The sequence below is a fragment of the Providencia sp. 21OH12SH02B-Prov genome (assembly GCF_027362595.1).
Taxonomy (GTDB): Bacteria; Pseudomonadota; Gammaproteobacteria; order Enterobacterales; family Enterobacteriaceae; genus Providencia; species Providencia zhejiangensis.
Genome location: NZ_CP114796.1, coordinates 400,848 through 426,006 on the forward strand (window position 1 = coordinate 400,848; position 25,159 = coordinate 426,006).

Annotated in this window: 23 protein-coding genes; 15 read left to right on the forward strand and 8 right to left on the reverse strand. The window is 42.6% G+C overall.

Annotated features, from left to right (window positions below; all coding sequences use genetic code 11):
- Positions 1 to 79: 79 nt before the first annotated feature.
- Entirely contained in the window at positions 80 to 721 is a 642-nt protein-coding gene (msrA, locus tag O7C57_RS01925; RefSeq protein ID WP_269723539.1) for a peptide-methionine (S)-S-oxide reductase MsrA, read from the reverse strand.
- Between the two features lie 133 nt (positions 722 to 854).
- Between msrA and tamA the strand changes: the two genes are divergently transcribed.
- The 3 genes from tamA to O7C57_RS01940 are packed head-to-tail and all read left to right on the forward strand — an operon-like array spanning position 855 to position 6,718.
- The gene (gene tamA, locus O7C57_RS01930; protein WP_163863204.1) at positions 855 to 2,597 is read left to right on the forward strand and encodes an autotransporter assembly complex protein TamA; all 1,743 of its coding nucleotides are present in this window, start codon (positions 855 to 857) and stop codon (positions 2,595 to 2,597) included.
- Positions 2,594 to 6,364: an autotransporter assembly complex protein TamB gene (gene tamB, locus O7C57_RS01935; protein ID WP_269723540.1), complete on the forward strand. Its 3,771-nt coding sequence runs from the start codon at positions 2,594 to 2,596 to the stop codon at positions 6,362 to 6,364. Before tamA ends, tamB begins: the two co-directional genes overlap by 4 nt.
- A 3-nt stretch (positions 6,365 to 6,367) precedes the next feature.
- On the forward strand, positions 6,368 to 6,718 hold the full coding sequence (locus tag O7C57_RS01940; protein WP_154624531.1) for a gamma-glutamylcyclotransferase family protein: 351 nt from the start codon (positions 6,368 to 6,370) through the stop codon (positions 6,716 to 6,718).
- Positions 6,719 to 6,824: 106 nt separating this feature from the next.
- Here the strand turns inward: O7C57_RS01940 and ppa are convergent, their stop codons facing one another.
- A complete protein-coding gene (ppa, locus tag O7C57_RS01945) occupies positions 6,825 to 7,355 on the reverse strand; it encodes an inorganic diphosphatase (protein WP_154624532.1) in 531 nt (176 codons plus the stop codon).
- A 211-nt stretch (positions 7,356 to 7,566) separates the two neighbouring features.
- The gene (gene fbp, locus O7C57_RS01950) at positions 7,567 to 8,574 is read right to left on the reverse strand and encodes a class 1 fructose-bisphosphatase (RefSeq protein ID WP_154624533.1); all 1,008 of its coding nucleotides are present in this window, start codon (positions 8,572 to 8,574) and stop codon (positions 7,567 to 7,569) included.
- 301 nt (positions 8,575 to 8,875) lie between these two features.
- Here fbp and mpl point away from each other — a divergent pair, with 301 nt between their 5' ends.
- Positions 8,876 to 10,255: a UDP-N-acetylmuramate:L-alanyl-gamma-D-glutamyl-meso-diaminopimelate ligase gene (gene mpl / locus O7C57_RS01955; protein ID WP_154624534.1), complete on the forward strand. Its 1,380-nt coding sequence runs from the start codon at positions 8,876 to 8,878 to the stop codon at positions 10,253 to 10,255.
- Between the two features lie 184 nt (positions 10,256 to 10,439).
- Here the strand turns inward: mpl and argR are convergent, their stop codons facing one another.
- Complete coding sequence (gene argR, locus O7C57_RS01960) at positions 10,440 to 10,910, reverse strand: transcriptional regulator ArgR (RefSeq protein ID WP_154624535.1); 471 nt, start codon at positions 10,908 to 10,910, stop codon at positions 10,440 to 10,442.
- A 439-nt stretch (positions 10,911 to 11,349) separates the two neighbouring features.
- Here argR and mdh point away from each other — a divergent pair, with 439 nt between their 5' ends.
- Positions 11,350 to 12,288, forward strand: coding sequence for a malate dehydrogenase (mdh, locus tag O7C57_RS01965; protein ID WP_154624536.1), 939 nt, complete (start codon positions 11,350 to 11,352; stop codon positions 12,286 to 12,288).
- 79 nt (positions 12,289 to 12,367) lie between these two features.
- On the opposite strand, the gene O7C57_RS01970 is transcribed toward mdh, so the two are convergent.
- A complete protein-coding gene (locus O7C57_RS01970; RefSeq protein ID WP_154624537.1) occupies positions 12,368 to 12,640 on the reverse strand; it encodes a helix-turn-helix domain-containing protein in 273 nt (90 codons plus the stop codon).
- Between the two features lie 517 nt (positions 12,641 to 13,157).
- Between O7C57_RS01970 and O7C57_RS01975 the strand changes: the two genes are divergently transcribed.
- Together O7C57_RS01975 and O7C57_RS01980 are read left to right on the forward strand one after the other, a co-directional pair.
- Entirely contained in the window at positions 13,158 to 13,505 is a 348-nt protein-coding gene (locus tag O7C57_RS01975) for a DNA-binding protein (RefSeq protein ID WP_154622861.1), read from the forward strand.
- Positions 13,506 to 13,651: 146 nt separating this feature from the next.
- Positions 13,652 to 14,014 carry a DNA-binding protein gene (locus O7C57_RS01980; RefSeq protein WP_154622860.1) on the forward strand — a complete coding sequence of 121 codons (363 nt, stop codon included), beginning with the start codon at positions 13,652 to 13,654 and terminating at the stop codon, positions 14,012 to 14,014.
- A 25-nt stretch (positions 14,015 to 14,039) separates the two neighbouring features.
- Here the strand turns inward: O7C57_RS01980 and ispB are convergent, their stop codons facing one another.
- On the reverse strand, positions 14,040 to 15,011 hold the full coding sequence (gene ispB, locus O7C57_RS01985; protein ID WP_154622859.1) for an octaprenyl diphosphate synthase: 972 nt from the start codon (positions 15,009 to 15,011) through the stop codon (positions 14,040 to 14,042).
- A gap of 335 nt (positions 15,012 to 15,346) precedes the next feature.
- On the opposite strand from ispB, the gene rplU reads away from it, so the two are divergent.
- From rplU to cgtA, 3 genes are all read left to right on the forward strand, one after another.
- On the forward strand, positions 15,347 to 15,655 hold the full coding sequence (gene rplU, locus O7C57_RS01990) for a 50S ribosomal protein L21 (protein WP_004915752.1): 309 nt from the start codon (positions 15,347 to 15,349) through the stop codon (positions 15,653 to 15,655).
- Positions 15,656 to 15,674: 19 nt separating this feature from the next.
- A complete protein-coding gene (gene rpmA / locus O7C57_RS01995; RefSeq protein WP_004915755.1) occupies positions 15,675 to 15,932 on the forward strand; it encodes a 50S ribosomal protein L27 in 258 nt (85 codons plus the stop codon).
- A 130-nt stretch (positions 15,933 to 16,062) separates the two neighbouring features.
- Entirely contained in the window at positions 16,063 to 17,235 is a 1,173-nt protein-coding gene (cgtA, locus tag O7C57_RS02000) for an Obg family GTPase CgtA (RefSeq protein ID WP_154622858.1), read from the forward strand.
- A 75-nt stretch (positions 17,236 to 17,310) separates the two neighbouring features.
- Here cgtA and dacB read toward each other — a convergent pair whose 3' ends face one another.
- Positions 17,311 to 18,759, reverse strand: coding sequence for a serine-type D-Ala-D-Ala carboxypeptidase (gene dacB / locus O7C57_RS02005; protein ID WP_154622857.1), 1,449 nt, complete (start codon positions 18,757 to 18,759; stop codon positions 17,311 to 17,313).
- 260 nt (positions 18,760 to 19,019) lie between these two features.
- Between dacB and greA the strand changes: the two genes are divergently transcribed.
- Positions 19,020 to 19,496 carry a transcription elongation factor GreA gene (gene greA / locus O7C57_RS02010; protein ID WP_154622856.1) on the forward strand — a complete coding sequence of 159 codons (477 nt, stop codon included), beginning with the start codon at positions 19,020 to 19,022 and terminating at the stop codon, positions 19,494 to 19,496.
- Between the two features lie 118 nt (positions 19,497 to 19,614).
- On the opposite strand, the gene yhbY is transcribed toward greA, so the two are convergent.
- Positions 19,615 to 19,908, reverse strand: coding sequence for a ribosome assembly RNA-binding protein YhbY (yhbY, locus tag O7C57_RS02015; protein ID WP_154622855.1), 294 nt, complete (start codon positions 19,906 to 19,908; stop codon positions 19,615 to 19,617).
- Positions 19,909 to 20,115: 207 nt separating this feature from the next.
- On the opposite strand from yhbY, the gene rlmE reads away from it, so the two are divergent.
- The 4 genes from rlmE to glmM all read left to right on the forward strand — a co-directional run bounded on the left by rlmE (position 20,116) and on the right by glmM (position 25,026).
- On the forward strand, positions 20,116 to 20,745 hold the full coding sequence (rlmE, locus tag O7C57_RS02020; RefSeq protein WP_154622854.1) for a 23S rRNA (uridine(2552)-2'-O)-methyltransferase RlmE: 630 nt from the start codon (positions 20,116 to 20,118) through the stop codon (positions 20,743 to 20,745).
- A 57-nt stretch (positions 20,746 to 20,802) separates the two neighbouring features.
- The gene (ftsH, locus tag O7C57_RS02025) at positions 20,803 to 22,779 is read left to right on the forward strand and encodes an ATP-dependent zinc metalloprotease FtsH (RefSeq protein WP_154622853.1); all 1,977 of its coding nucleotides are present in this window, start codon (positions 20,803 to 20,805) and stop codon (positions 22,777 to 22,779) included.
- 68 nt (positions 22,780 to 22,847) lie between these two features.
- Positions 22,848 to 23,696: a dihydropteroate synthase gene (folP, locus tag O7C57_RS02030; RefSeq protein ID WP_154622852.1), complete on the forward strand. Its 849-nt coding sequence runs from the start codon at positions 22,848 to 22,850 to the stop codon at positions 23,694 to 23,696.
- Positions 23,689 to 25,026 (forward strand): phosphoglucosamine mutase, encoded by a 1,338-nt coding sequence (gene glmM / locus O7C57_RS02035; protein ID WP_154622851.1) that lies wholly within the window; start codon positions 23,689 to 23,691, stop codon positions 25,024 to 25,026. The genes folP and glmM overlap by 8 nt, the downstream gene beginning before the upstream one ends.
- Positions 25,027 to 25,159: the final 133 nt, after the last annotated feature.

Consider the following 25,159-nt stretch of genomic DNA (forward strand, 5'->3'; position numbering starts at 1 on the left):
TACTACAGAGATAAAATAGCGCGGAGGTGCGCAAAATTGGGTTAGTGACGTTATTATAGCATTAGGTTAAATTTTCTGCCTAGTTTATGTTCTGTGGCGGTAAACAAATTCCAGTTCCTCCTAATCCACAATAGCCTGCTGGATTTTTATGGAGGTATTGTTGGTGGTAATCTTCCGCAAAATAAAAGGTTTCTAATGGTGCGATTTCTGTGGTGATTTGGCGAGTATCATTTTGAGCAACCATCGCTTGTTGATAAGCCGCTCGTGTCTCTCGTGCTTGCTGTAATTGTGAATCAGAAACGGTATAGAGGGCTGAACGATATTGTGTGCCAATATCACCGCCTTGACGCATGCCTTGGGCTGGATCATGGTTTTCCCAAAACAGAGTTAATAGATCAGTATAGCGGATAGTCTGTGGATCAAAGACCACTCTAACAATCTCGGTATGGCCTGTCAGTCCTGTGCAAACTTCTTCATAGGTTGGGTTTGGGGTAATCCCTCCACTATAGCCAACAGAGGTGGAATAAACGCCGGACTGCTGCCAAAACAAGCGCTCAGCGCCCCAAAAACAACCCATCGCAAAATAGGCAACTTCAGCATTCTTCGGAATATTATCAATCGAATACTGGTTCACCGCATGGTATGGTGAATGGGGAATGGCGGTTTCTCTACCGGGTAGCGCTTGCGAAATACTCACGGGTTGTAATTTATTAGAAGACATAACAGATTCCTATGTGTGGTAATGTGCATTTTCGGTAAAAATTAGGATAAAAACTTGTATCTAGAGTTTATTTTACTCAAAATAAATTGATATGAAGTGTTTAGTCAAATTATCAATGATCTTAGGAGCGGGCGTGTCAAAATACCCTATCATCTGTTTTCTAACCTTAATGGCGACAGTTCCTGCTGCGTATAGCGCAAATCTACGCCTTAATATTGAAGGACTTGAAGGGCAACCTAATCAGAACGTCCGTGTTCAGCTTTCTAATATTTCTCAGGATGAAGTGGTGCCTAATGGTCGCTTTCGTGCTCGTGTCACAAAAGCAATCGAGGAAGGTCTGAAACCACTTGGATACTATCAGCCTAAAATTGAGTTCACTTATCAAGAAAATAAGCCACCAGCACGTTCCGTATTAACGGCGAAAGTCACACTGGGCGAACCTGTTCGAGTACAAGGTGTTAATATTACATTAGAAGGGGGAGCTAAAAACGACCCTGACTATGCAAAAATGATAAAAAATAACACACCTAAGATCGGTACGATCCAGAATGATGGCGAATATGAAAGCTTTAAAGGTAAATTTAGTGGGCTTGCGATCCGTAAAGGTTATTTTGATGCGATCATGGAGAAAAGCCAACTAGGCATATCACTTGATCACCATGCCTCTTATTGGGACTTTGACTTTAATAGTGGTGAGCGTTACCGATTTGGTGACATTTCCTATGAAGGTTCTCAAATCCGCACTGATTATCTGAACAACCTCGCGCCTTTTAAAGAAGGTGAATATTACACTTCAGAACAACTGGCCGAATTTAACCGCCGATTAGTGGAAACGGGTTGGTTTACTTCCGCCATTGTGACTCCCAATATCGCTAAAGCTCGGGAAGAGCACACTGACCTGTTGCCAATGGAAGGGGTGATGGTTCCTCGTGCAAAAAACTTCGTTGAATTAGGTGGTGGTTATGCCACTGACGTTGGTCCTCGTGTTAAAGCAACATGGAATAGGCCTTGGGTAAACTCGCGAGGGCAAAGTATTACCTCAAATATCAGTTTATCGCAGCCTGAACAGATTATTGATGCCAGCTATAAGATCCCCCTTAAAGCCAATCCTTTAGAACAATATTATGCGGTTCAAGGGGGGTATAAACGTACTGACTTAAACGACACAGAGTCCGATACGACGACCCTAAACGTGTCACGTAATTGGGATTATTCCAGCGGCTGGCAATATGGCGTGAACATGCGTTGGATGTTGAGCCACTTTACCCAAGCGGATGTCACGAATACCACGATGTTGCTTTATCCTGGGGCTAATGTTAGCCGAATTCGCCAACGTGGTGGTGTGATGCCAAGTTGGGGGGACAGTCAGCGTTACTCTATTGATTATTCGAATGAAATTTGGGGTTCCGATATCGATTTTCTTGTATTGCAAACTAAGCAAGTGTGGATCCGCTCCCCATGGGAAGGCCATCGTTTTGTATTCAGAGGAAATTTAGGGTGGATTGAAACGAATAATTTTGACAAGGTGCCACCAGACTTACGTTTCTTTGCCGGTGGTGATGGCAGTGTACGTGGTTATGGTTACCAAAAAATCTCACCAGAGGATAGCAAAGGTAAACTAACAGGGGCATCTAAACTGGTCGTGGGTTCCATTGAATACGATTATAACTTCACGGGTAACTGGTGGGGTGCTGTGTTTATTGATAGTGGTGAAGCCGTTAACGATATTAAGAAAAGTGATTTTAAAACGGGGGCTGGTGTTGGTGTCCGCTGGGTTTCTCCGGTAGGACCAATAAAATTCGACCTAGCGACCCCGATCGGGGATCCTGATAATAATAAAATACAATTTTATATCGGCTTGGGGACTGAACTATGAAATGGATGAAGTGGTTAAAATGGACAGCTCTTGCCGTTTTACTTGTATTGATCTTGATTGTTGCCGCACTAAGTTGGGTATTGGGTACGCAATCAGGCCTCCATTTTGCACTTAATAGTGCGACACGTTTTGTACCTGGGCTAGAGATCCGCTCTATTGATGGGGATATCAATAATCTGACCTTGGCTGGGGTAAAATACCAAATGCCGGGCGTCGATGTTGATGCAGAAAAACTGCATCTTGCATTACGTTTAGGCTGTTTGACTAGTCGCGAGCTTTGCATTGATGATCTTTCGACTGAAAATGTTATCGTCAATGTTGATACCTCAAAAATGCCTCCTTCAGAAGAAACGCCGCCTTCTGAGCCATTAACCGAATTGAATGCACCACTCACGATTAATCTCAATCAATTACAATTAACATCAACCAAAGTTAATGTTGATGGGATGGCGATTGACCTCGAAAAGTTTAAGACAGGTATTCACTGGCAGCAAAAAGCACTGATATTAGCACCCACGGATGTGATTAATTTAGCGATTAATCTGCCAGTAAGCGAAGAACCGCAGCCAGATGAACCCGTGACAGAAGTTCCTGTTGGTGAAGAAAAATCGATTGGCGAAACGCTGAAGGAACTGTTCGCTAAACCATTACTGGCGGAATTACCGGAAGTGATCCTTCCTGTCGATTTAAATGTTGAAGGGATCAACGGTTCGAATTTACAGCTAACAGGCGCGACGGACGTTGTGATCAATAGCTTGAATTTAACGCTTTCAAATGATGGGCAAAATGTCCTACTGAAGAAATTTACGGTTGATTCGCCCCAAGGTCACCTTGCCTTATCGGGAACAGCAACATTAGCTGATAAATGGCCTGTTTCTCTGTCGATTACTGGGGAAAGCCGTCTAGAAGACTTTGATGGTCAAAAAGTCGATTTATCACTCAAAGGTGGGTTACTTGAGGAGCTAAAACTCGCACTGAACTTAAGTGGACCGGTGAACGCAACCTTAGCGGCTCAAGCCGACCTTGCCCAAGCTGACTTGCCTATTCAGTTAACGTTAGAAAGCCAGAAACTGAGTTGGCCATTAGTGGGTGATGCTCAATATCAACTTGATGGTACACGTTTACGTTTGAATGGCCGACCTTCTGCTTATGATTTATCTCTTCGCTCAGCGATAACTGGGCAGGAAATTCCACCATCCACATTGATGTTGGATGCGAAAGGGAATGAAGAGCAAGTCAATATTACTCGTCTGCGATTAGCGGCTTTACAGGGTAATGCTGATATTACGGGTGTCGCTGATTGGAGCAAAGCAATCAGTTGGAATGCCGTATTGACCTTATCAGGTATCAATACGGCTAAGCAATGGCCGGAATGGCCTGCAAAAGTCGATGGTAAGATTGCGACCCGGGGTAGCCTTTATGGTGGCAGCTGGCAGTTACAAATACCTGAAATTACGTTAGATGGTAATGTTAAGAATAACTTACTGAAAGCGCGAGGTGAGGCGACTGGTAATGCTGCTGGACAGTGGAATATTCCAGCGCTGAAACTTTCACTCGGAAAAAACCACCTTGATGTTAAAGGAAACCTATCAGATAAATGGAATTTAGACACGAAAATCAATGCGCCGGGATTAGATGGCATATTGCCGGGCCTTGGTGGGGTGATTATCGGTGATGTTAAATTACGAGGTGACCTGCAAGCGCCTGAAATATTGGCGGATTTAACAGCTCGTGGCGTAAGATGGCAAAAAGAGCTGTCTGTCGATAATGTTGTTATCAAAGGTAAAGTGGCTTCAGGTGAACAGATCAAAGGTGACTTATCCGTCGTTGTTCGCCAGTTAAAACAAGCTGACCTCGTCATCAGTCGCTTAACTTTGGATGCGAAAGGTAGCGAAAAGCAACATACCTTAAAGCTGGATGTGAGTGGGGAACCCGTCTCTGGCCATCTAACATTAGCAGGTGGGTTTGATCGCCAAACGGAGGTTTGGAAAGGCAACCTGAATAATACCTTGTTTGAAACCCCCGTTGGTGAATGGAAACTCAGCAAGGCCATGGCTCTTGATTATGCAAATCAAACTCAAGAAGTGACGATTGGTACCCATTGCTGGGTGAATATCAATGCGCGCCTTTGTGTGCCAAAACCAATTAAAGCAGGTAAAAACGGTAGCGCGGATATTGTGCTAGAACGTTTTGATCTTGCAATGTTGAAACCCTTCCTCACGGATGAAACACGTGTTCGCGGTGTGTTTAGTGGTAAGGCAAATGTTATTTGGAAAGATGATGGTAGCTTGCCACAAGCGAAAGTGGATCTCAAAGGCGATGGTGTTAAAGCCGTTCAGTTAGTTGATGGTACTTGGATACCGCTAGAGTTTGATACCTTGACGTTAAGTGCGGCGTTGAAAAATGGTAAAGCCAATTTGGATTGGTTATTCAAAATCGCCAATAATGGTCAATTGAAAGGCAGTGTACAAATTGCGGATCTAGAAAAGAGACGTCAGCTTTCAGGTAATGTTGAGATCAATCGCATTACATTAGCGCTGATTAAGCCATTATTAGGTGAAAAAGAAGTCGCAAATGGGGATTTAAATGCCAACTTACGCCTTGGGGGAACGGCAAATAATCCATTGCTCAACGGTAACTTGGCGCTTTCCGGTTTGGAAATCAAATCATCATTGATTCCGTTTGATATTAAAAGCGGTAACCTAGGAATTGCCTTTAATGGCACGAGTTCCGTAATGACAGGGCAAATCAATACGCCAGAAGGTTATCTCAATATCAGCGGTGATGCAGATTGGCGTAAAGTTGATGCATGGCGAGCGAAAGTGATGGCAGTCGGTAATAACTTACGTGTTTCCATGCCTCCAATGGTTAAAGTTGATGTACAGCCTGATATTGTGTTTGAAGCGTCACCGACGTTACTGACATTAAATGGTAGCGTGACAATTCCATGGGCGAGGATTACGGTACAAGAGCTACCAGAATCTGCCGTTGGTGCTTCTTCAGATGTGGTTATGTTAGATAGCGACTTGAAACCTATCGATAAAACCAGCACGCCAATTCCAATTCAAACTAACTTGGATATTAAGATTGGTAATGATGTTCAGTTGGATGCTTTTGGTCTGAAAGCCCGTTTGACGGGGATGTTAAAGGTATTACAAAACAAACAAGGTCTGAGCCTTAATGGACAGATCGATATTCCATCGGGGCGTTTCCGCGCTTATGGACAGGATCTGATCGTACGTAAAGGTCAGATACAGTTCTCGGGACCTGCGGATCAACCATTCTTGAACTTAGAAGCAATTCGTAATCCAGATAACACTGCCGATAATGTTATTGCAGGTGTTAAGGTCACAGGACTTGCAGACAAGCCAAAAGTCGAGATATTCTCTGAGCCAGCCAAAACACAGCAAGAAGCTTTATCCTATCTGCTACGCGGGGAAGGATTAGAAAGCGGAGATGCTAATGGTTCACAAATGACATCGATGCTAATTGGACTCGGCGTTGCGCAAAGTGGCCAACTTGTCGGTAAAATTGGCGAAACATTTGGAGTCTCTGATTTGGCACTCGATACGCAAGGGGTTGGTGATAAATCTCAAGTCGTGGTGAGTGGAAAAATTACTAACGACCTACAAATTAAGTATGGTGTTGGTATATTTGATTCATTGGCAACGTTAACGTTACGTTATCGATTAATGCCGAAGTTATATTTGGAAGCAGTGTCTGGTGTCAATCAGGCCTTGGATCTTCTTTATCAATTTGAGTTTTAAAATATGCGTGTAATTGTTTATGGCAGTTTAAGGCGCAAGCAAGGGAATCATCACTGGATGACTTATGCTCAGTTGCTAGGAGAGCATAGCTTAGAAGGCTATGAGCTTTATGACCTTGGCTATTATCCAGCGGTTATTAAAGGTGAAGGTGTGATTGAATGCGAAGTTTATCGCATCAATCCGTCTATTCTGACTGAATTAGACGAATTAAAGAAAAATTCGCAAGACTATGTCCGTGAGTTAATCCCTACGCCATATGGTAATGCTTGGATTTACCTGTATCGGCATTCTGTTGAAGGCTTACGCAAAATTAAGTCTGGTGATTGGCTCAAGCGCCACGAAGAAGAAGAGTAGTTAAATGCCGGTATACGTCATCGTTGCCGGCATTTTTGTTTGTTCATATCCACAAAAAAGGTGCTCACGTTACCGTTAGCACCTTTCATTTCCCCAGAAAAGGGAATTATTTTTTAGCTGCGCGTTCGAAAGAAGAGATAATTTCAGCTTTAGCCGCTTCAGCATTATCCCAACCATCAACTTTAACCCATTTGCCTTTTTCGAGATCTTTGTAGTGTTCAAAGAAATGGGTGATCTGTGCACGTAGCAATTCAGGCAGATCGTTTACGTCTTTAATGTGATCGTATTCTTTGCTTAGTTTAGTGTGCGGTACTGCCACTAATTTAGCATCTTCACCAGACTCATCTGTCATTTTCAGCACACCAACTGGACGGCAGCGAATAACGGAACCTGGTTGTAATGGATAAGGTGTTGGTACCAACACATCAACAGGATCACCATCTAAAGACAGCGTGTGATTGATGTAACCATAGTTACATGGATAGAACATCGCTGTAGACATAAAACGATCTACAAACAGAGCGCCAGAGTCTTTATCAACTTCATATTTGATAGGATCTGCATTAGCAGGGATTTCGATGATAACGTAGATATCTTCTGGCAGATCTTTACCTGCCGGTACATTGTTCAGGCCCATGAAAAAGTATCCTTTATGTTAAAAACTAATATGTCCATCAATATATTAGATCATATCCAAACAATCTAACCTATTTTGGTCCATAGCGTGGGGGGTATTATAGCCGTAAAGAGGGACAAAACTCACTAGTTGGTAAGCTATTCATAAAAAAAAGCTGAATAAAGAGAACAAAAAAGGCGGGATAACCCCCGCCTTAGCGTAAGAAATCAAGTTATTCAGCGTCAGGGAACTCACGCATGAATGATTCTGCTTTTTCCACCATCGATGCGGTACCGACAAAAAAGGGTACGCGTTGGTGAAGCTCACTTGGTTCGATATCTAAAATACGGTCACGACCATTGCTAGCCTTACCACCTGCTTGTTCAGCAAGGAAGGCAATTGGGTTGCATTCGTATAGTAAACGCAATTTACCATTTGGGTGGCTCGCTGTGCTTGGGTAGATATAAATACCTCCCTTGAGCAAGTTACGGTGGAAGTCTGCAACGAGTGAACCAATATAGCGCGTCGTGTATGGACGACCTGTTGCTTCGTCTTGTTCTTGGCAGTACTTAATGTATTTCTTAACCCCCATAGGGAACTTAATGTAGTTACCCTCGTTGATTGAATACATTTTGCCTTCCGCTGGATACATCACTTTTTCGTGAGACAGGCAGAATACGCCAAGTGATGGATCATAGGTAAAGGCATGAACACCACAACCAGTCGTATAAACCAACATAGTGGATGAGCCATAAACGACGTAGCCAGCAGCCACTTGGCGATGGCCTGGTTGCAAGAAGTCGGCTTCAGTCACAGGCTGACCAATTGGGGTAATACGATGGTAAATAGAGAAGATTGTTCCGACGGAAACGTTTACATCGATATTAGAAGAACCATCTAATGGATCCATTAATACGACATATTTCGCGTTTTCTGCACGATCACCTTCGAAAATGACGATTTCATCTTCTTCTTCAGAGGCAATACCGGCAACTTCCCCGCGAGCTTTCAAAGCTGCTTTTAATTTTTCATTTGCATACAGGTCAAGCTTCATCTGGACTTCACCTTGTACATTCGAAACACCACTTGTGCCTAGAATGTCGACCAGTCCAGCTTTGTTAATATCACGATGGATAATTTTAGCGCCCAGTTTAATTGCTGACAGTAGTGCGGTCAGCTCTCCTGTTGCATGAGGAAAATCTTGTTGCTTATCGACGATGAATTCGCCTAATGTTTTCATGACGAAGGTCCTGAATATAATTGACAGAGGTTTGCAGGGGGGAATTGTACCCTTGCGCGGGGAGTTTATCTATACCCTTCATACTTGCTATCGCAGCGTTATGGGCTGAGTTTTGTTACCTGTGTCACATACTTGCGTATGCCCCCTTAAAATTGTTGTTGCTTGCCGCGTGTTGTCGCTTGAATGATTTTGGGAATACTCTGCATTTTTTGTTGTGGTAAGAATTCGAATTTTTGGTCTATATAAACCTAACATTGATGGGTAGAATAATGATAAACCTCATGCTATTGGATGGAAAATAATGCACATACATATTCTGGGTATCTGCGGTACGTTTATGGGTAGTTTGGCAATACTGGCTCGTTCGCTCGGGCATAAAGTGACAGGCTCCGATGCAAACGTGTACCCTCCGATGAGTACATTGCTAGAAAAACAAGGCATTGAACTCATTCAGGGCTATGACCCTAGCCAGCTTGAACCTGCACCGGATATGGTTGTTATCGGTAATGCGATGACACGCGGTAACCCTTGTGTAGAAGCGGTATTAGAAAAAGGCCTAACTTACACATCGGGCCCTCAGTGGTTACATGACCATGTTTTACCCGAGCGCTGGGTGCTTGCCGTAGCAGGAACACACGGTAAAACAACCACAGCGGGCATGTTAACATGGATATTAGAAGATTGTGGTTATAAGCCCGGCTTTCTGATCGGCGGTGTACCTGGAAACTTTGAGGCCTCTGCTCAAATTGGAGAAAGTCCTTTCTTTGTGATTGAAGCGGATGAATACGATTGTGCATTTTTTGATAAACGCTCGAAATTCGTTCATTACAGCCCAAGAACCTTAGTGTTGAATAATCTCGAATTTGATCACGCTGATATTTTCGACAACCTTGAAGCTATCCAAAAGCAATTCCACCATCTCGTCCGCATTGTGCCGAGTAACGGCAAAATTTTTATGCCCGATAATGACTCAAATCTGAAACAGGTTATTGGAATGGGGTGCTGGAGTGAACAAGAATTTATTGGTGAACATGGAGAGTGGCAAGCTAATAAATTAAACCATGATGGAAGCCATTTTGAAGTTTTCTACCAACAAGAAAAAGTGGGCGACGTTATTTGGTCACAAGTCGGCAACCATAACATCCATAATGCGTTAATGGCGATTGCAGCCGCACATCATGTTGGTGTTCCCGCAGCAGAAGCGTGTCGAGCATTACATAAGTTTATTAACGCGCGTCGTCGTTTAGAGTTACGGGGTGTTGAATATGGCGTGAGTGTTTACGATGATTTTGCTCATCACCCAACGGCAATCTTAGCGACCTTAGAAGCGTTACGCAGTAAAGTTGGCGGTACTTCACGGATTATTGCGGTACTTGAGCCTCGCTCAAATACCATGAAGATGGGGATCAGTAAAAACGATATTGCACCATCATTAGGCCGTGCTGATGAAGTGTTTCTCTTCCAACCTGCGAATATTCCTTGGATGGTGACAGAAATCGCTGAAAATTGTGTGCAACCTGCACGTTGGAGTTCTGATATTGAAGCGTTAGCGAACATGGTGATTGAGACCGCACAGCCAGGTGATCATATTTTGGTCATGAGTAATGGTGGTTTTGGTGATATCCACGGTAAATTGCTTGCGGGACTTAAAAAGAAATCCGAAGCCGAAGGCGAAAATTAAAATAAGCCTTAATAAAAAAGGCAGCTTAACGAAAGTGTTTCATTGGTTGAGTCACTTCTGAAGCTGCTTTTTTATTGCAGATGATTATCGGGCGGTCATGAGATAAGGTCAGAATTGACGACTACAGTGACCGCATCGATGTGAAAGAAGGGGCGAGAGGCTTCCCGCCTGAGTGACAACAGTCTTAGAGTTCTTGATCAAAAAGCGCAAGGATCGCTTCATAAAGCTCTTTAGTGGTGAAATTATTCGCTGGCGTAGAAAAAATAGTATCGTCACCCGCAATGCTACCTAAAATACCCTCCGCTTTCCCCAAAGAATCCAGTAAACGTGCGATCAGCTGCGCTGCACCTGGGCTGGTTCTAATCACAACAACAGAGTGATTGTAATCAATATCAAGTACAAGGTTTTTTAGTGGGCTGGTGGCAGTAGGAACACCGGGTTCAGTAGGTAAACAGTAAACCATTTCCATTTTAGCGTTACGAGTACGAACGGCACCGAACTTAGTTAACATTCTGGAAATTTTTGATTGGTTGATATTTTCAAAGCCTTGCTCTTGCAGTGCGATCACAATTTCAGCCTGAGAGCTAAATTTTTCTTCTTTAAGTAGAGCTTTAAAAGCTTTAACCAAGTCTTCTTGTTTAGACGGTGTACGCATAATTAACCCATCCTATGACAATAAATTAAGTTGTATTATCCGTAAATGTGAATTTTTATGCAACAAAATTGCGTTATGATGGTTTCGTGTACAGGAACGATCTGCCTTTATGAATCGAGCACTCAATACGGAGATGGTTTTAGCGTGAAACACTCAATTCGCACAGAAAAAAATGCGCTAATGTATTATTTGTAACAAATCCGTAAAAACTATTTATTATGTAAAGGTCAATAGTGATAAAAACTATTTGTTAAAAAAGTGCCCCTTATCTCATTAACAGATAAGGATTTTGTTTAGAATAGATAAAATGAGTACGTAAGCGTATTAACTTTAATATGCTTCAACATCTGTTAATGAATTGTTTTTTATCAGTAATGTGTTTAATGCATAACAAGATGAATCCATATACTTTTTAAAGTACAAATAAAGGAGTTTCAGAATGAAAGTTGCAGTTCTAGGCGCAGCAGGTGGTATTGGTCAAGCTCTGGCCCTTCTTCTTAAAAACCAGCTTCCAGCAGGTTCAGAACTCTCTCTATACGATATCGCACCAGTAACTCCGGGTGTTGCTGCAGACCTTAGCCATATCCCAACTGATGTAAAAGTGGTTGGTTTTTCAGGTGAAGATGCGACCCCTGCACTGAAAGGTGCCGATGTTGTACTGATCTCAGCTGGTGTTGCTCGTAAACCAGGTATGGATCGTTCAGACCTGTTTAATGTTAACGCTGGTATTATTCGTAATTTGACTCAACAAATTGCGACAACCTGTCCAAAAGCCTTGATCGGTATCATTACTAACCCTGTTAACACGACAGTGGCTATTGCTGCTGAAGTACTGAAAAAAGCAGGTGTGTATGATAAAAACCGTCTGTTTGGTGTGACAACGCTGGATATTATCCGTTCGAATACTTTCGTTGCAGAACTGAAAGGTAAGAAACCTCATGAAATCGAAGTGCCTGTCATTGGTGGTCACTCAGGCGTCACGATCCTACCTTTATTATCTCAAGTTCCAGGTGTTGAGTTCACCGAAGAGGAAATTGCTGCACTGACTAAGCGTATTCAAAACGCAGGTACTGAAGTTGTTGAAGCAAAAGCAGGTGGTGGATCTGCAACCCTGTCTATGGGTCAAGCAGCTGCACGTCTCGGCCTCTCTCTGATCCGCGGTCTGCAAGGTGAACCTAACGTGATCGAGTGTGTTTATACTGAAGGCGAAGGTGAACATGCCCGTTTCTTTGCTCAACCCGTTCGTTTAGGCAAAAACGGGATTGAAGAGCACATCTCTTACGGTAAATTAAGTGATTTTGAACAAAAAGCACTGAAAGATATGCTAGATGTACTGAAAAAAGATATCGAACTAGGCGAAAAATTCATTAACGGCTAATTGTCGCTCAGTTTTTTACTGAATTTTAAGAAAACCGCTGCTCCTAACGAATTGGGTCAGCGGTTTTTTTTATTGGTTTTTAGCGTGATGTTGATACTTTTTCTCTTATCTTTCTTTCTAATAATTCACCTGTAATGGGATTAAAATAGCGGCTTGGCCATATTTCTGATGGGTGGATTTCAAGAAAATTTGCAATAATCCATTCTCCTTTTGGCCAAGGGCGAGATAAAGCGTTCGCCAGTGTGGAAGAGCTTAAACCCGCATGTCGAGATATTGCTGCTAGAGTTGTTCCGCGTTTACGTAATGCGGCAATTATATCTGCTGGATGCCAATCCGATTTCCGTAAGATCATTTTTTAGTCCTTTTTTTACTCAGAATCATGTAGAGTTAGTAGTACATCTAACAGGACTTTGTGATACATTCACTGCAATCGTCCTGTTATTGGAAATAAAATAACAGAAATTTCCCAAAAATATTTCTAATTTTTTCTAAAAATTCAGTTTTATGAAAGGGATTCTATTTTTGTGAAATATTAGAAACCGTTAGCAAATATATTTGTGGGTACATCTAACATATTGAAAATAAAAACTAACTACTTATAGTTATCTGAGGGAAATGGCATATTAATGATTATAGTTATAACTACTAATAATATATAAATATTATTCAGCAAAAAAAGAGAATTGTATGCTGATTTCAACTCAATTTGTTGTTATTAAAAGAAATTAAAATACACTTTACATGTATAACTCATATATTAATTAATAATAAGTTTTAATAAAAACAAATGAGAATAAGGTTATTGAGAAAATAAGCACATTTTTCAGCAATTATTATTGAATTGTAAATAATGACCAGGAGGGTCAAGTATGCAAAAAGAGTGGTTAACAGCGAAAGAGTTAGTTGGTTTAAAGGGACTGCCAATGACAACTCAGGGGATAAATGCGATGGCTCGTCGGGAAAACTGGCTATGCCGCAAACGGCGAGGTATTCAAGGAAAGGCGTTGGAATATCATATTCATAGTTTACCTGAAGGTTTATTTGATTCCTTTTCTGTTTATGAGACGCCTGCATTATATCAAGTAAAACATAATGATAATGCATTTATTTGGCAGGAAATATATTACCAGCTTTCACCGGAAGAGCGCAGCGCCATTTTGGCATTTATTATGCGCGAAGGGGTAATAGCATTAGTGGATTTAATAAATAAAAAATGACCTACCTTAAAAAGAGGTCTGATGTAATTAATTAATGAAGAATACTTATATTTAAGCTCAATTAATTCTTTGTTAACAAGGTAGAGATATAGTTCTAGATATAGCCTCAACGGCAGATTTCATCATATAAATTCGAAAGAGATAATATGAAAAAAATGTGGTTCACTGCGAAAGAATTAGCAGGTTTAGAAGGCTTACCAACTTCCCCCCAAGGCGTTAATTTAATGGCGAGAAGGGAAGGATGGAAAAATCGTCGTAAGCGTGGTGTTCAAGGTAAAGCTGTAGAATATCATTTAGATAGCTTGCCTGGAGAAATACAGGGTCAACTGAGTCTTGCGGAACCCTCTGTGGGGTATCAAAGCCAAAGGATGGATGCTTTACAAATATGGACGGGCGCGTATTACCAACTGACAGAGGCTGAGCGCAATAAAATCGTTAAATATATTTTGCGCTATGGTTTATCATCATTGCTCGCTCGAATAGAACAAGAAGAAAAAGGGGAAGAATAATTTCATCCCCTAATGGCATAGAGAACTATGAATGACGTGAAATCGCGACGTTAGCAAGACCGATAAGCGCTTCTTTGTATATTGAATCATCGAGAACACTTAAGGCATCAATGGCTTTTTGCGACTCTTCCTGTGCGCGGGTATAAGTATACTCGAGCGAGCCACAACGTTTCATGGTAGCGAGTACTGTCTCTAGCAGATGACGACCATTACCTTGCTCGATCGCTTGGCGGATCAATTTAGCTTCTTCTTCAGTGCCATGATTCATTGCATGCAGAAGAGGAAGCGTTGGTTTCCCTTCATCAAGATCATCACCCGTATTTTTACCGAGTTGCGTATTATCGGCATCATAATCTAACAGATCATCAATCAATTGAAAGGCTGTACCTAAATAACGGCCATAGTCCTGTAAGGCTTTCTCTTGCTCGGGAGTTGCAGAGGCTAAAATCGCCGAAGCATGTGCAGCAGCTTCAAATAAGCGGGCTGTTTTACTGTAGATCACTTGCATATAGTTTTCTTCAGTAATGTTCGGATCGTTACAGTTCATTAGCTGTAAAACTTCACCTTCTGCGATGACGTTTGTGGCTTCTGACATCAACTTCAATACGCGCATAGAGTCAAGATCCGTCATCATCTGGAAGGATCGAGTATAAATAAAGTCTCCTACCAGTACGCTTGCCGCATTGCCGAAAACAGCATTGGCAGTTTGTTTGCCACGGCGCATATCCGATTCGTCGACCACATCATCATGTAATAAAGTGGCTGTATGGATAAACTCGATCAGGGCAGCAACTTGAATATGTTTATGCCCGGAATAGCCAAGAGATCGTCCTGCCAGCACTGCGATCATTGGACGGATCCTTTTCCCACCACCGCTAACAATGTAATAACCAAGCTGGTTAATGAGCGCAACGTCTGAATTCAATTGACTGAGGATTGCCTCGTTAACCGCTGACATATCCTCTGTAGTTAGTTCAACAATAGATTCTAAATTCATCGTAATTTATTCATATTATAAGATTTTAGCCGTCACCTGTTGCTAAAAAAAGGTGCCGCCAATAAAACAGTTATCCTGTAAGCATAACATTAATATTTCTAAGATAATTAGTTGTAATGCAAAAAATGTTTAAATAAGTAACAATTCGAGTTATTCATCATAATTTAGCGGCTAACCTGTGCATGGAATAAAAAAGTCGGTTTTTTTGTGATCTAACTGCATTATTGGCTTGTGTTCTGACGCTTTTTTGCGTAGAATTCGCGCCCTATTGTGAATATTTTATAGCGTACTCTGGAATTAAATTATTTAGCGAGTACGCGGAAAGCGGAGTTAATATGTACGCGGTTTTCCAAAGTGGTGGTAAACAACACCGAGTTAGCGAAGGTCAAACTGTCCGCCTAGAAAAGCTGGACATCGCAACAGGTGAAACTGTTGAATTTGATCACGTTCTGATGGTTGCTAATGGCGACGATATCAAAATTGGCGCTCCTGTCGTTGAAGGCGTAAAAGTGAAAGCGGAAGTGGTTGCACACGGTCGTGGCGATAAAGTTAAGATCGTCAAATTCCGTCGTCGTAAACACAGCCGTAAACAACAGGGTCACCGTCAGTGGTTCACTGATGTTAAGATCACTGGCATCGCTTAAGATTTAGGAGAGCAGATTAATGGCACACAAAAAGGCTGGCGGCTCGACTCGTAACGGTCGCGATTCAGAAGCAAAACGTCTGGGTGTAAAACGTTTCGGTGGCGAAGCTGTATTAGCAGGTAGCATCATCGTTCGTCAACGTGGTACTAAGTTCCACGCAGGTAACAACGTAGGTTGTGGCCGTGACCACACTCTGTACGCTTTAGCGGACGGAAAAGTTAAATTTGAAGTTAAAGGTCCTCAAAATCGTAAATTTATCAGCATCGAAGCTGAATAAGTTTTCTGACTTTTAATTCGAATTAAAGCCCTGCAAAAACTTTTTGCGGGGCTTTTTATATTCAAAATACGCCATCTCTGGGTAACGCGGCCATCCAGCACTATAATGGCTATCATACGGAGAAAGAATTATGAAATTTGTAGATGAAGCCAAGATTTTGGTTGTGGCGGGAGATGGCGGCAATGGTTGTGTCAGCTTCCGTCGTGAAAAATATATTCCAAAAGGTGGACCTGACGGCGGTGACGGCGGTGACGGCGGTGACGTTTACCTGCAAGCAGATGAGAACCTCAATACACTCATCGATTATCGCTTTGAAAAATCTTTCCGCGCTGAGCGTGGGCAAAATGGACAAAGCCGTGACTGTACCGGTAAGCGTGGTCAAGATATCACGATTAAAGTCCCTGTAGGAACGCGTATACGCGATCTTGGTACCGGTGAGGTACTGGGTGATATGACGCGCCATGAACAGCGTCAAATGGTTGCTAAGGGCGGTTTTCATGGCCTAGGTAACACCCGTTTTAAATCTTCAGTTAACCGTGCACCACGTCAACGCACGATGGGTACTCCAGGTGAAACGCGTGAACTGATGTTAGAATTAATGCTCTTGGCAGATGTCGGTATGTTAGGGATGCCGAATGCAGGTAAGTCTACCTTTATTCGCTCTGTATCAGCTGCAAAGCCAAAAGTTGCAGATTATCCATTCACCACCTTAGTGCCAAGTCTCGGTGTCGTACGGATGGATAACGAAAAAAGCTTTGTGGTTGCAGATATTCCTGGATTGATCGAGGGGGCAGCTGAAGGCGCAGGTCTAGGGATCCGTTTCCTTAAGCACCTAGAGCGTTGTCGTGTTTTATTGCATTTAATCGACATTTGCCCAATTGATGAATCTGATCCAGTAGAAAATGCGAAGATCATTATTAGCGAACTCGAAAAATACAGTGAAAAACTCGCTGAAAAACCACGCTGGTTGGTCTTTAACAAAGTCGACATTCTTGGCCCTGAAGAGTCTGCTAAGCGTGCGGCTGAAATTGCCAAAGCCATGGGCTGGGAAGACAAATACTACATGATCTCTGCGGTGAATCATGAAGGCGTAAAAGCCCTGTGCTGGGATATCATGGAGTTTATGGAAACTCAACCACGTGATATGGCCGTCACTGAAGATGAAAAACAACCTGAAAAAGTTGAATTTATGTGGGATGACTACCACAAAGAGCAACTAGAGGGTGCCGAAGATCTGGATGATTGGGATGACGATTGGGATGAAGATGATGACGAAGGTGTCGAAATCATCTATCAAAAATAAGTCAATCGACTGATATGAAAAAGGCGCGGATGCTTATTACCGCGCCTTTTTATTTGTCTTGATCATGTTAGGTGATCAATTTTTTTGGAAAAGATCTTTATAGAGTCTGCTTTCAAAACGCACCAAAGGAACACGTCGACTACGTTGTTGATTCTGTGGTACTGCATAGGCAGAAATAAATTGTACAAAGGCGACTCGTTGACCACTGGCAGTAGTTATAAAGCCAGCAAGGTTATAGACTCCTTGTAACGCACCTGTTTTTGCTGAAACTTTGCCATTGACGCCCGCTTCATCTAACCCACCACGATAGCGTAACGTGCCATCGTGTCCTGCAAGAGGCAGCATCGAAATAAAATCAAGTTGCTGATCATTTTTGGCAATAAACTGTAAAATTTCCATCATAGTTGCAGGCGTAATTAGGTTATGGCGTGATAAGCCTGAGCCATCGACCATCACGGTGTTTCCTAAATCAATGCCTGCCTTCTGCTTTAAAATCTGTCTAACCGCATCGGAGCCGGAGCGCCATGTTCCGGGGACACCATAATAGTCACGCCCGATAGTACGAAATACGGTATCAGCAATCATGTTGTCAGATTTTTTCAGCATGACTTTGAGCAGATCATGCAGTGGCTGTGATTCCGTTTTGACTAAAACCTGTGATGGCGCTGTTGGTAGCGTACGTTTTTTCACATGACCGGTTAATTCAATGTCTGCATTTTGTAGTTCATTTTTAACAATAGCGCCAGAATAGCTAGCCCCATTTTGTACAGCAAACGCGAGTGGTAGAGGTTCACTGCGTTGAGCTAGGCACCCTGTTAAGGTATAACGATTTAACTCGCCCGGCACGACGTCAAGTTCACAATAGCGACCTTCAGGAGCGCCTGGGGCTAATGTTTTGACTTCACTAAACATATTAACGGGGTAGAAACTCGCAGCCTTGATATAGGCCATATCACCCGCTTTCTGGGCGGGGTAAAGTGAGACCGAAAAACAGTTTCTATCGATAATAGCCGCAGCAGGGGGCGCACTGAAGCATTGTGTCATATCGTTCCACACCCAGCCTGGCGCTTTATCATGGCTGGTAAATGCCGAAATATCGACAATGAGATCCCCCTCTATTTTGTGGATCCCCAACTGCCTTAATGCATTCACCATATTGCGAATCTGCTGGCGAGTGAGCGTTGGATCGCCACTAAAGCGGATAACAAGATCGCCCGTTAATGTATTACCACTTAATTTGGCGTCCGTTTCAAAGTTGGTCACAAAACGGTAATCAGGGCCAAGCTGTAAAAGTGCAGCGAGTGCAGTAACGACTTTTTGAGTACTAGCAGGCAGTGCCATTTGCTGTGCGTTGTAATCAATAATAGGCGTATCGCTACCGACTTTTTGCGCAACCAGAGCGAGGTTAGTACCATCGGGTAAATATTGTTTATAATCATCAATCGGAATAGCAACTGCTTGTCCTGTCGCCAAAACAAGTCCTAAAGTGATGATCCATTTTCTGGTGAGTGTTAATAACGGCATAAATTTCACGCATTAGGGTAGACATACTGTACATACTAAAGTGTAATGCCTGAAAAAGTAAACGATGACCCGCTATTAACTCTACGTTAGAATGGCAAGCATTGTGATAAGATAAGTGTGTGAATGGTTACTAAAGAGTCATTCACGGCCTGTGTATTGTTCGAACGCCCCCTTTTTTCTTACGGGGGGTAGTGTGCTGTTGTTACAAAAATCAGGAAGATACTTATTTTTAGATAGGATTGAAACAGAGGTATTTATCAATGAAACAGATTCCAATGACGGTATTGGGTGCAGATAAATTACGAGAAGAGCTCGATCATCTTAAATCTGTCCGCCGCCCGGAAATTATTGCAGCAATTGCCGAAGCTCGTGAACACGGTGACTTGAAAGAAAACGCAGAATATCATGCTGCGCGCGAACAACAGGGTTTCTGTGAAGGTCGAATTCAAGAAATCGAATCAAAGCTTTCCCATGCTCAGGTGATTGATGTCACTAAAATGGCAAATAATGGTCGTGTGATCTTTGGTGCAACAGTAACTGTTCTGAATGTTGATACAGATGAAGAACTGACTTACCGTATTGTGGGTGATGATGAAGCAGATATTAAAATTAATCTAATCTCTGTCAATTCACCGATTGCACGCGGGTTGATAGGTAAAGAACTCGATGATGTGGTTGTGATTAAAACCCCAGGCGGTGATGTTGAGTTCGAAATTCTTAAAGTTGAGTATATCTGATTCCTATTTCACTGAATTGGTTATATTATTTTACTGTATTAGCGAAAAAGGCCGCTAGCGGCCTTTTTCTTCATATAAAAGCTGCCTTCAATGGCATTTTTATATAAATTAAGGGTGATTATTTAGGTAAAATAATTTTGCGCTCAGCCGATGGACGGTAGAGAACAAGTATCTTGCCTATAATTTGTACATTAGCAGCACCCGTTTCGCGAACGATTGCCGCCGCGATCAAATTTTTAGTTTCGCGATCTTCGCCTGCGATTTTGACTTTGATAAGCTCATGATGAGCTAATGAAAGTTCAATCTCTGCTAATACGCCTTCAGTTAATCCATTGTTGCCAATCATAACAACTGGGTTTAAGTGATGAGCAAGGCTTTTCAGGTGCTGGATTTGTTTTTTGTTAAGATTCATCGATTTTTTACTTCGTTAGTATTGAAAATGGCTTATTCTACCGCCATCTGATATCTATCACCATCAATTAATCTCTGTCGGATGGTAAAGAAGTAACAATGAATACCCAAAATAATTCGTGTTACATGTCTGTGAAGTGATGAATAGTCATGTAGTTTGAAAAATAGTGGGGATAGATGTGTTCTATTAGTATAGTTGGAAAATGCAATGGCCAATAAAAAACGTTCGGCAAGCTCAAGTCGCTGGTTGCAAGAACATTTTAGTGATAAATATGTTCAGCAAGCACAAAAGAAAGGGCTTCGCTCACGTGCATGGTTTAAACTGGATGAAATCCAGCAAGGTGATAAAATTTTTAAACCAGGCATGACCGTTGTTGATTTGGGGGCAGCACCCGGAGGTTGGTCACAGTATGTTGTCAGCCAAATAGGCAATAATGGCCGGGTGATTGCTTGTGATATTTTACCTATGGACCCGATTGTCGGCGTTGATTTCCTTCAAGGGGATTTTCGTGAAGAAGCAGTGTTGGCAGCATTGTTAGAGCGGGTTGGTGATAAAAAAGTCCAGGTAGTCATGTCTGACATGGCTCCCAATATGAGTGGGACTCCCGCGGTCGATATACCTCGATCGATGTATCTGGTTGAGTTAGCATTGGATATGTGCCGTGCTGTGCTGGCACCTGGGGGAAGTTTTATTGTTAAAGTGTTTCAGGGAGAAGGCTTTGACGAGTACCTCAGGGATATCCGCTCCCTATTTACGAAGGTAAAAGTTCGTAAACCCGAATCTTCGCGGGCACGATCGCGTGAAGTATACATTGTAGCGACAGGGCTAAAACTGTAGTACCCTGAACGTTATTTGTTAACACAGTTGTAATATGAGGTTAATCCCTTGAGTGACATGGCGAAAAACCTGATTCTCTGGTTAGTCATCGCAGTTGTTCTGATGTCCTTGTTCCAGAGTTTTGGCCCAAGCGATTCGAATAATCGCAGAGTTGATTATTCTACGTTTATCAATGAGTTAGCCCAGGATCAGGTACGTGAAGTTCGTATCACAGGTCGTGAATTAAACGTCAGAAAAGCTGATAATAGCCGCTATACAACTTATCTTCCTATGCAGGACGAGAAGCTGTTAGACACGCTACTAAATAAGCACGTAACTGTCGTTGGTGAGCCACCAGAAGAACCTAGCTTTCTGCAAACTATCTTTATTTCCTGGTTCCCAATGCTTCTGCTAATCGGTGTCTGGATCTTCTTTATGCGCCAAATGCAAGGTGGTGGCGGTAAGGGAGCGATGTCATTCGGTAAAAGCAAAGCTAGAATGCTGACGGAAGATCAAATCAAAACAACTTTTGCGGATGTTGCAGGTTGTGATGAAGCAAAAGAAGAAGTCGGTGAAATCGTTGATTTCCTCCGTGAACCTGCTCGTTTCCAAAAGCTGGGTGGTAAAATTCCTAAAGGCGTTTTGATGGTAGGCCCTCCAGGTACGGGTAAGACGTTGCTTGCTAAAGCCATTGCTGGTGAAGCAAAAGTCCCCTTCTTTACCATCTCAGGCTCTGATTTCGTTGAAATGTTTGTGGGTGTTGGTGCATCTCGTGTTCGTGATATGTTTGAACAAGCGAAAAAAGCCGCGCCTTGTATTATTTTCATCGATGAAATCGATGCTGTAGGTCGTCAACGTGGTGCCGGTTTAGGTGGTGGTCACGATGAGCGTGAACAGACATTGAACCAAATGTTGGTTGAAATGGATGGTTTCGAAGGCAATGAAGGGATTATCGTTATTGCTGCGACCAACCGTGCTGATGTTCTTGACCCTGCATTATTGCGTCCAGGCCGTTTCGACCGTCAGGTTGTTGTTGGACTACCGGATGTTCGTGGTCGTGAACAAATTTTAAAAGTTCATATTCGTCGTGTTCCTATCGACCCAAGTGTTGATACCTTTATCTTAGCTCGTGCGACACCGGGTTTCTCGGGTGCTGAGTTAGCAAACTTAGTTAACGAAGCCGCTTTATTCGCCGCTCGTGCAAATAAACGTGTTGTTTCGATGGTTGAGTTTGAAAAAGCGCGTGACAAAATTTGGATGGGTGCTGAGCGTCGTTCTCTGATGATGACGGAAGAACAAAAAGAATCAACCGCCTATCATGAAGGTGGGCATATGATTGTTGGTCACTTAATGCCTGAACATGACCCTGTTCATAAGGTGACTATTGTTCCTCGTGGACAAGCGCTCGGTGTGGCCTTCTTCTTACCTGAAGGGGATGAAGTCAGCCGTAGCCGCCTAAAACTGGAAGGGATGATTGCAACGGCATATGCGGGTCGTATCGCAGAAGAGTTGATTTATGGTCGTGAAAAAGTCACAACCGGTGCGTCATCTGATATTCAGTTTGCGACAAACTTAGCACGTAACATGGTCACACAATGGGGCTTCTCAGATCGTTTAGGTCCAATGCAGTATTCTAAAGAGGAAGGTCCAGCGTTCTTAGGTCGTTCTTCTGGTAATGGTTCTGGCATTTCTGATGAAACCGCTCGCATTGTCGATGAAGAAATTAAAATTATCTTAGACCACTGTTATCAGTTGGCTTATAAAACGTTAACAGACAATATTGATATTTTGCATGCAACTAAAGATGCATTGTTGAAATATGAAACTATCGATATGCCTCAGATTGATGATCTGATGAATCGACGTCCAGTGCGTGAGCCAGCAGGTTGGGATGAAGATAAAAAGGTAAGTAACGTAACGGGTTCCTTTGGTACTGGTGCAAGCGCATCAAAGCCTGAAATCAATACGGAAAAACCTCAACAATCTGAAGAACCAAAAGACAGTGAAGGTGGATCGCATTCACCAGATAATACAAACGATAACAAACCTCAGTAAGCTATCGTGAAATCTATATAGAAAAACCCCAGGTCTCTGGGGTTTTTTACGTTAAGGTGAGATAACGAATGAAAATCAGAGCGAAAGGTTGTGAACTTGATTTGTCGGCTCCCAAGGTGATGGGGATTTTGAATGTTACTCCTGACTCATTTTCAGACGGTGGCACTCATAATCGTTATCATGATGCACTCGAGCATGCCGCTAAAATGGTTAATGAAGGAGCATCGATTATCGATATCGGCGGTGAATCGACCCGTCCCGGTGCTGCCGATGTTTCGATTAACGAAGAACTCGATAGAGTCATTCCTATTGTTGAAGCAATCGCAAAACGATTTGATGTCTGGATTTCTGTTGATACCTCAAAAGCAGAAGTCATGTCAGAGGCGGCAAAAGCAGGCATGCACTTAATCAATGATATCCGCTCATTACATGAAGAGGGTAGCCTCGAAGTTGCGGCTCAAAGTGGTTTACCTGTGTGTATTATGCATATGCAAGGTCAACCACGAACCATGCAGGACGCGCCTAATTATGAAAATGTGGTAAGAGAAGTTAAAGAATATTTTAATACTGAAATTGAGCGCTGTGTCGCGGCAGGAATTGATAGGCAACAGATAATACTCGATCCAGGTTTTGGTTTTGGCAAAAATTTGCAGCATAATTACCAGCTATTGGCAAATTTGGATCAGTTTCATGATTTCGGACTACCGCTATTGGCAGGCATGTCTCGTAAATCTATGATTGGAAACTTATTGAATGTTCCACCACAAGAACGGCTTGTGGGAAGTGTTGCTTGCGCGACAATTGCCGCAATGAAAGGTGCACAAATTATTCGTGTGCATGATGTCAAAGAAACCGTTCAAGCAATGCAGATCGTTCAGATGACTCTGTCAGAAAAGGAAAAGTTAGCGTATGAGTAACCGTAAATTTTTTGGTACCGATGGTATTCGTGGCAAAGTGGGTGATAGCCCAATCACGCCTGATTTTGTCTTAAAATTAGGTTGGGCAGCAGGAAAAGTCCTTGCGCGCCATGGTTCACGGAAAATTATTATTGGTAAAGATACGCGTATCTCTGGTTATATGTTGGAGTCATCTTTAGAGGCTGGCTTGGCGGCGGCAGGATTATCTGCTTCATTCACAGGTCCAATGCCAACCCCTGCCGTTGCTTACCTTACTCGAACTTTCCGTGCTGAAGCAGGTATCGTTATCTCCGCTTCTCATAACCCATATGATGACAATGGTATTAAATTCTTCTCTATTGATGGTACAAAATTACCTGATGAAGTCGAAGAAGCGATAGAAGCAGAAATGGAAAAGCCGATCACTTGTGTCGAGTCAGCTGAATTAGGTCGTGCAAATCGTATCGTTGATGCGGCAGGGCGTTACATTGAATTTTGTAAGGGCACCTTCCCAAGTGAGCAAAGTCTATCTAGCTTAAAAGTGGTTATTGATTGCGCGAATGGTGCCACTTATCACATTGCACCGAATGTTTTTCGTGAATTAGGCGCGGAAGTGATCGCAATTGGCTGCGAGCCTAATGGCATTAACATTAATGAAAAATGCGGTGCTACCGACGTACGCATGCTGCAAGAGCGTGTTTTAGCAGAAAAAGCGGATGTTGGCTTGGCGTTTGATGGTGATGGTGACCGTTTAATTATGGTTGACCATGAAGGTAACAAAGTCGATGGTGACCAAATCCTGTATATCATCGCACGTGAAGCCTTACGTCAAGGTCAGCTAAAAGGTGGCGTTGTTGGCACACTAATGAGTAATATGGGGTTAGAGATTGCGCTGAAACAGCTCGGTATTCCGTTTGAACGTGCAAAAGTAGGTGACCGTTATGTCCTTGAGAAGCTTCAAGAAAAAGGCTGGCGTATGGGAGCTGAAAACTCAGGTCATATTATCTTATTAGATAAGACGACAACAGGAGATGGTATTGTTGCTGGTTTGCAAGTATTGAGTGCGATGGTACGTAACCAAATGAGCCTGCATGATCTCTGTAGTGGAATGAAATTACTTCCTCAAGTCTTGGTCAACGTGCGTTTTTCTGGTTCCCATGATCCACTGCAAAGTGAAGCGGTATTGGCGGCGAATGAGCAAGTGGAGAAGGAATTGGCAGGTAAAGGCCGTGTGTTACTGAGAAAATCAGGAACTGAACCACTGATTCGTGTTATGGTGGAAGGCGAAAATGAAGCTGAAGTTTTAGCCATGGCAAATCGTATTGCTGACGCTGTCAAAGCTGAAGGTTAATCACATTCAGCATATATGCTGTTTAAAAATAAGGGACTCGCTGAAAGCATGACAAAGTGGCAAGCCGTTTGACTTATTTGCTGTTTTTTTCCGCAAATAAACCGCAGAAATAAAATTTGGCTTGCTTGTCTGC

Excerpts from the sequence above, each read along its gene's own strand:
- msrA (WP_269723539.1), bottom strand. The coding sequence starts at position 721 with ATGTCTTCTAATAAATTACAACCCGTGAGTATTTCGCAAGCGCTACCC.
- tamB (WP_269723540.1), top strand. The coding sequence starts at position 2,594 with ATGAAATGGATGAAGTGGTTAAAATGGACAGCTCTTGCCGTTTTACTT.
- O7C57_RS01940 (WP_154624531.1), top strand. The coding sequence starts at position 6,368 with ATGCGTGTAATTGTTTATGGCAGTTTAAGGCGCAAGCAAGGGAATCAT.
- ppa (WP_154624532.1), bottom strand. The coding sequence starts at position 7,355 with ATGGGCCTGAACAATGTACCGGCAGGTAAAGATCTGCCAGAAGATATC.
- fbp (WP_154624533.1), bottom strand. The coding sequence starts at position 8,574 with ATGAAAACATTAGGCGAATTCATCGTCGATAAGCAACAAGATTTTCCT.
- mpl (WP_154624534.1), top strand. The coding sequence starts at position 8,876 with ATGCACATACATATTCTGGGTATCTGCGGTACGTTTATGGGTAGTTTG.
- argR (WP_154624535.1), bottom strand. The coding sequence starts at position 10,910 with ATGCGTACACCGTCTAAACAAGAAGACTTGGTTAAAGCTTTTAAAGCT.
- mdh (WP_154624536.1), top strand. The coding sequence starts at position 11,350 with ATGAAAGTTGCAGTTCTAGGCGCAGCAGGTGGTATTGGTCAAGCTCTG.
- O7C57_RS01970 (WP_154624537.1), bottom strand. The coding sequence starts at position 12,640 with ATGATCTTACGGAAATCGGATTGGCATCCAGCAGATATAATTGCCGCA.
- O7C57_RS01975 (WP_154622861.1), top strand. The coding sequence starts at position 13,158 with ATGCAAAAAGAGTGGTTAACAGCGAAAGAGTTAGTTGGTTTAAAGGGA.
- O7C57_RS01980 (WP_154622860.1), top strand. The coding sequence starts at position 13,652 with ATGAAAAAAATGTGGTTCACTGCGAAAGAATTAGCAGGTTTAGAAGGC.
- ispB (WP_154622859.1), bottom strand. The coding sequence starts at position 15,011 with ATGAATTTAGAATCTATTGTTGAACTAACTACAGAGGATATGTCAGCG.
- rplU (WP_004915752.1), top strand. The coding sequence starts at position 15,347 with ATGTACGCGGTTTTCCAAAGTGGTGGTAAACAACACCGAGTTAGCGAA.
- rpmA (WP_004915755.1), top strand. The coding sequence starts at position 15,675 with ATGGCACACAAAAAGGCTGGCGGCTCGACTCGTAACGGTCGCGATTCA.
- cgtA (WP_154622858.1), top strand. The coding sequence starts at position 16,063 with ATGAAATTTGTAGATGAAGCCAAGATTTTGGTTGTGGCGGGAGATGGC.
- dacB (WP_154622857.1), bottom strand. The coding sequence starts at position 18,759 with ATGCCGTTATTAACACTCACCAGAAAATGGATCATCACTTTAGGACTT.
- greA (WP_154622856.1), top strand. The coding sequence starts at position 19,020 with ATGAAACAGATTCCAATGACGGTATTGGGTGCAGATAAATTACGAGAA.
- yhbY (WP_154622855.1), bottom strand. The coding sequence starts at position 19,908 with ATGAATCTTAACAAAAAACAAATCCAGCACCTGAAAAGCCTTGCTCAT.
- rlmE (WP_154622854.1), top strand. The coding sequence starts at position 20,116 with ATGGCCAATAAAAAACGTTCGGCAAGCTCAAGTCGCTGGTTGCAAGAA.
- ftsH (WP_154622853.1), top strand. The coding sequence starts at position 20,803 with ATGGCGAAAAACCTGATTCTCTGGTTAGTCATCGCAGTTGTTCTGATG.
- folP (WP_154622852.1), top strand. The coding sequence starts at position 22,848 with ATGAAAATCAGAGCGAAAGGTTGTGAACTTGATTTGTCGGCTCCCAAG.
- glmM (WP_154622851.1), top strand. The coding sequence starts at position 23,689 with ATGAGTAACCGTAAATTTTTTGGTACCGATGGTATTCGTGGCAAAGTG.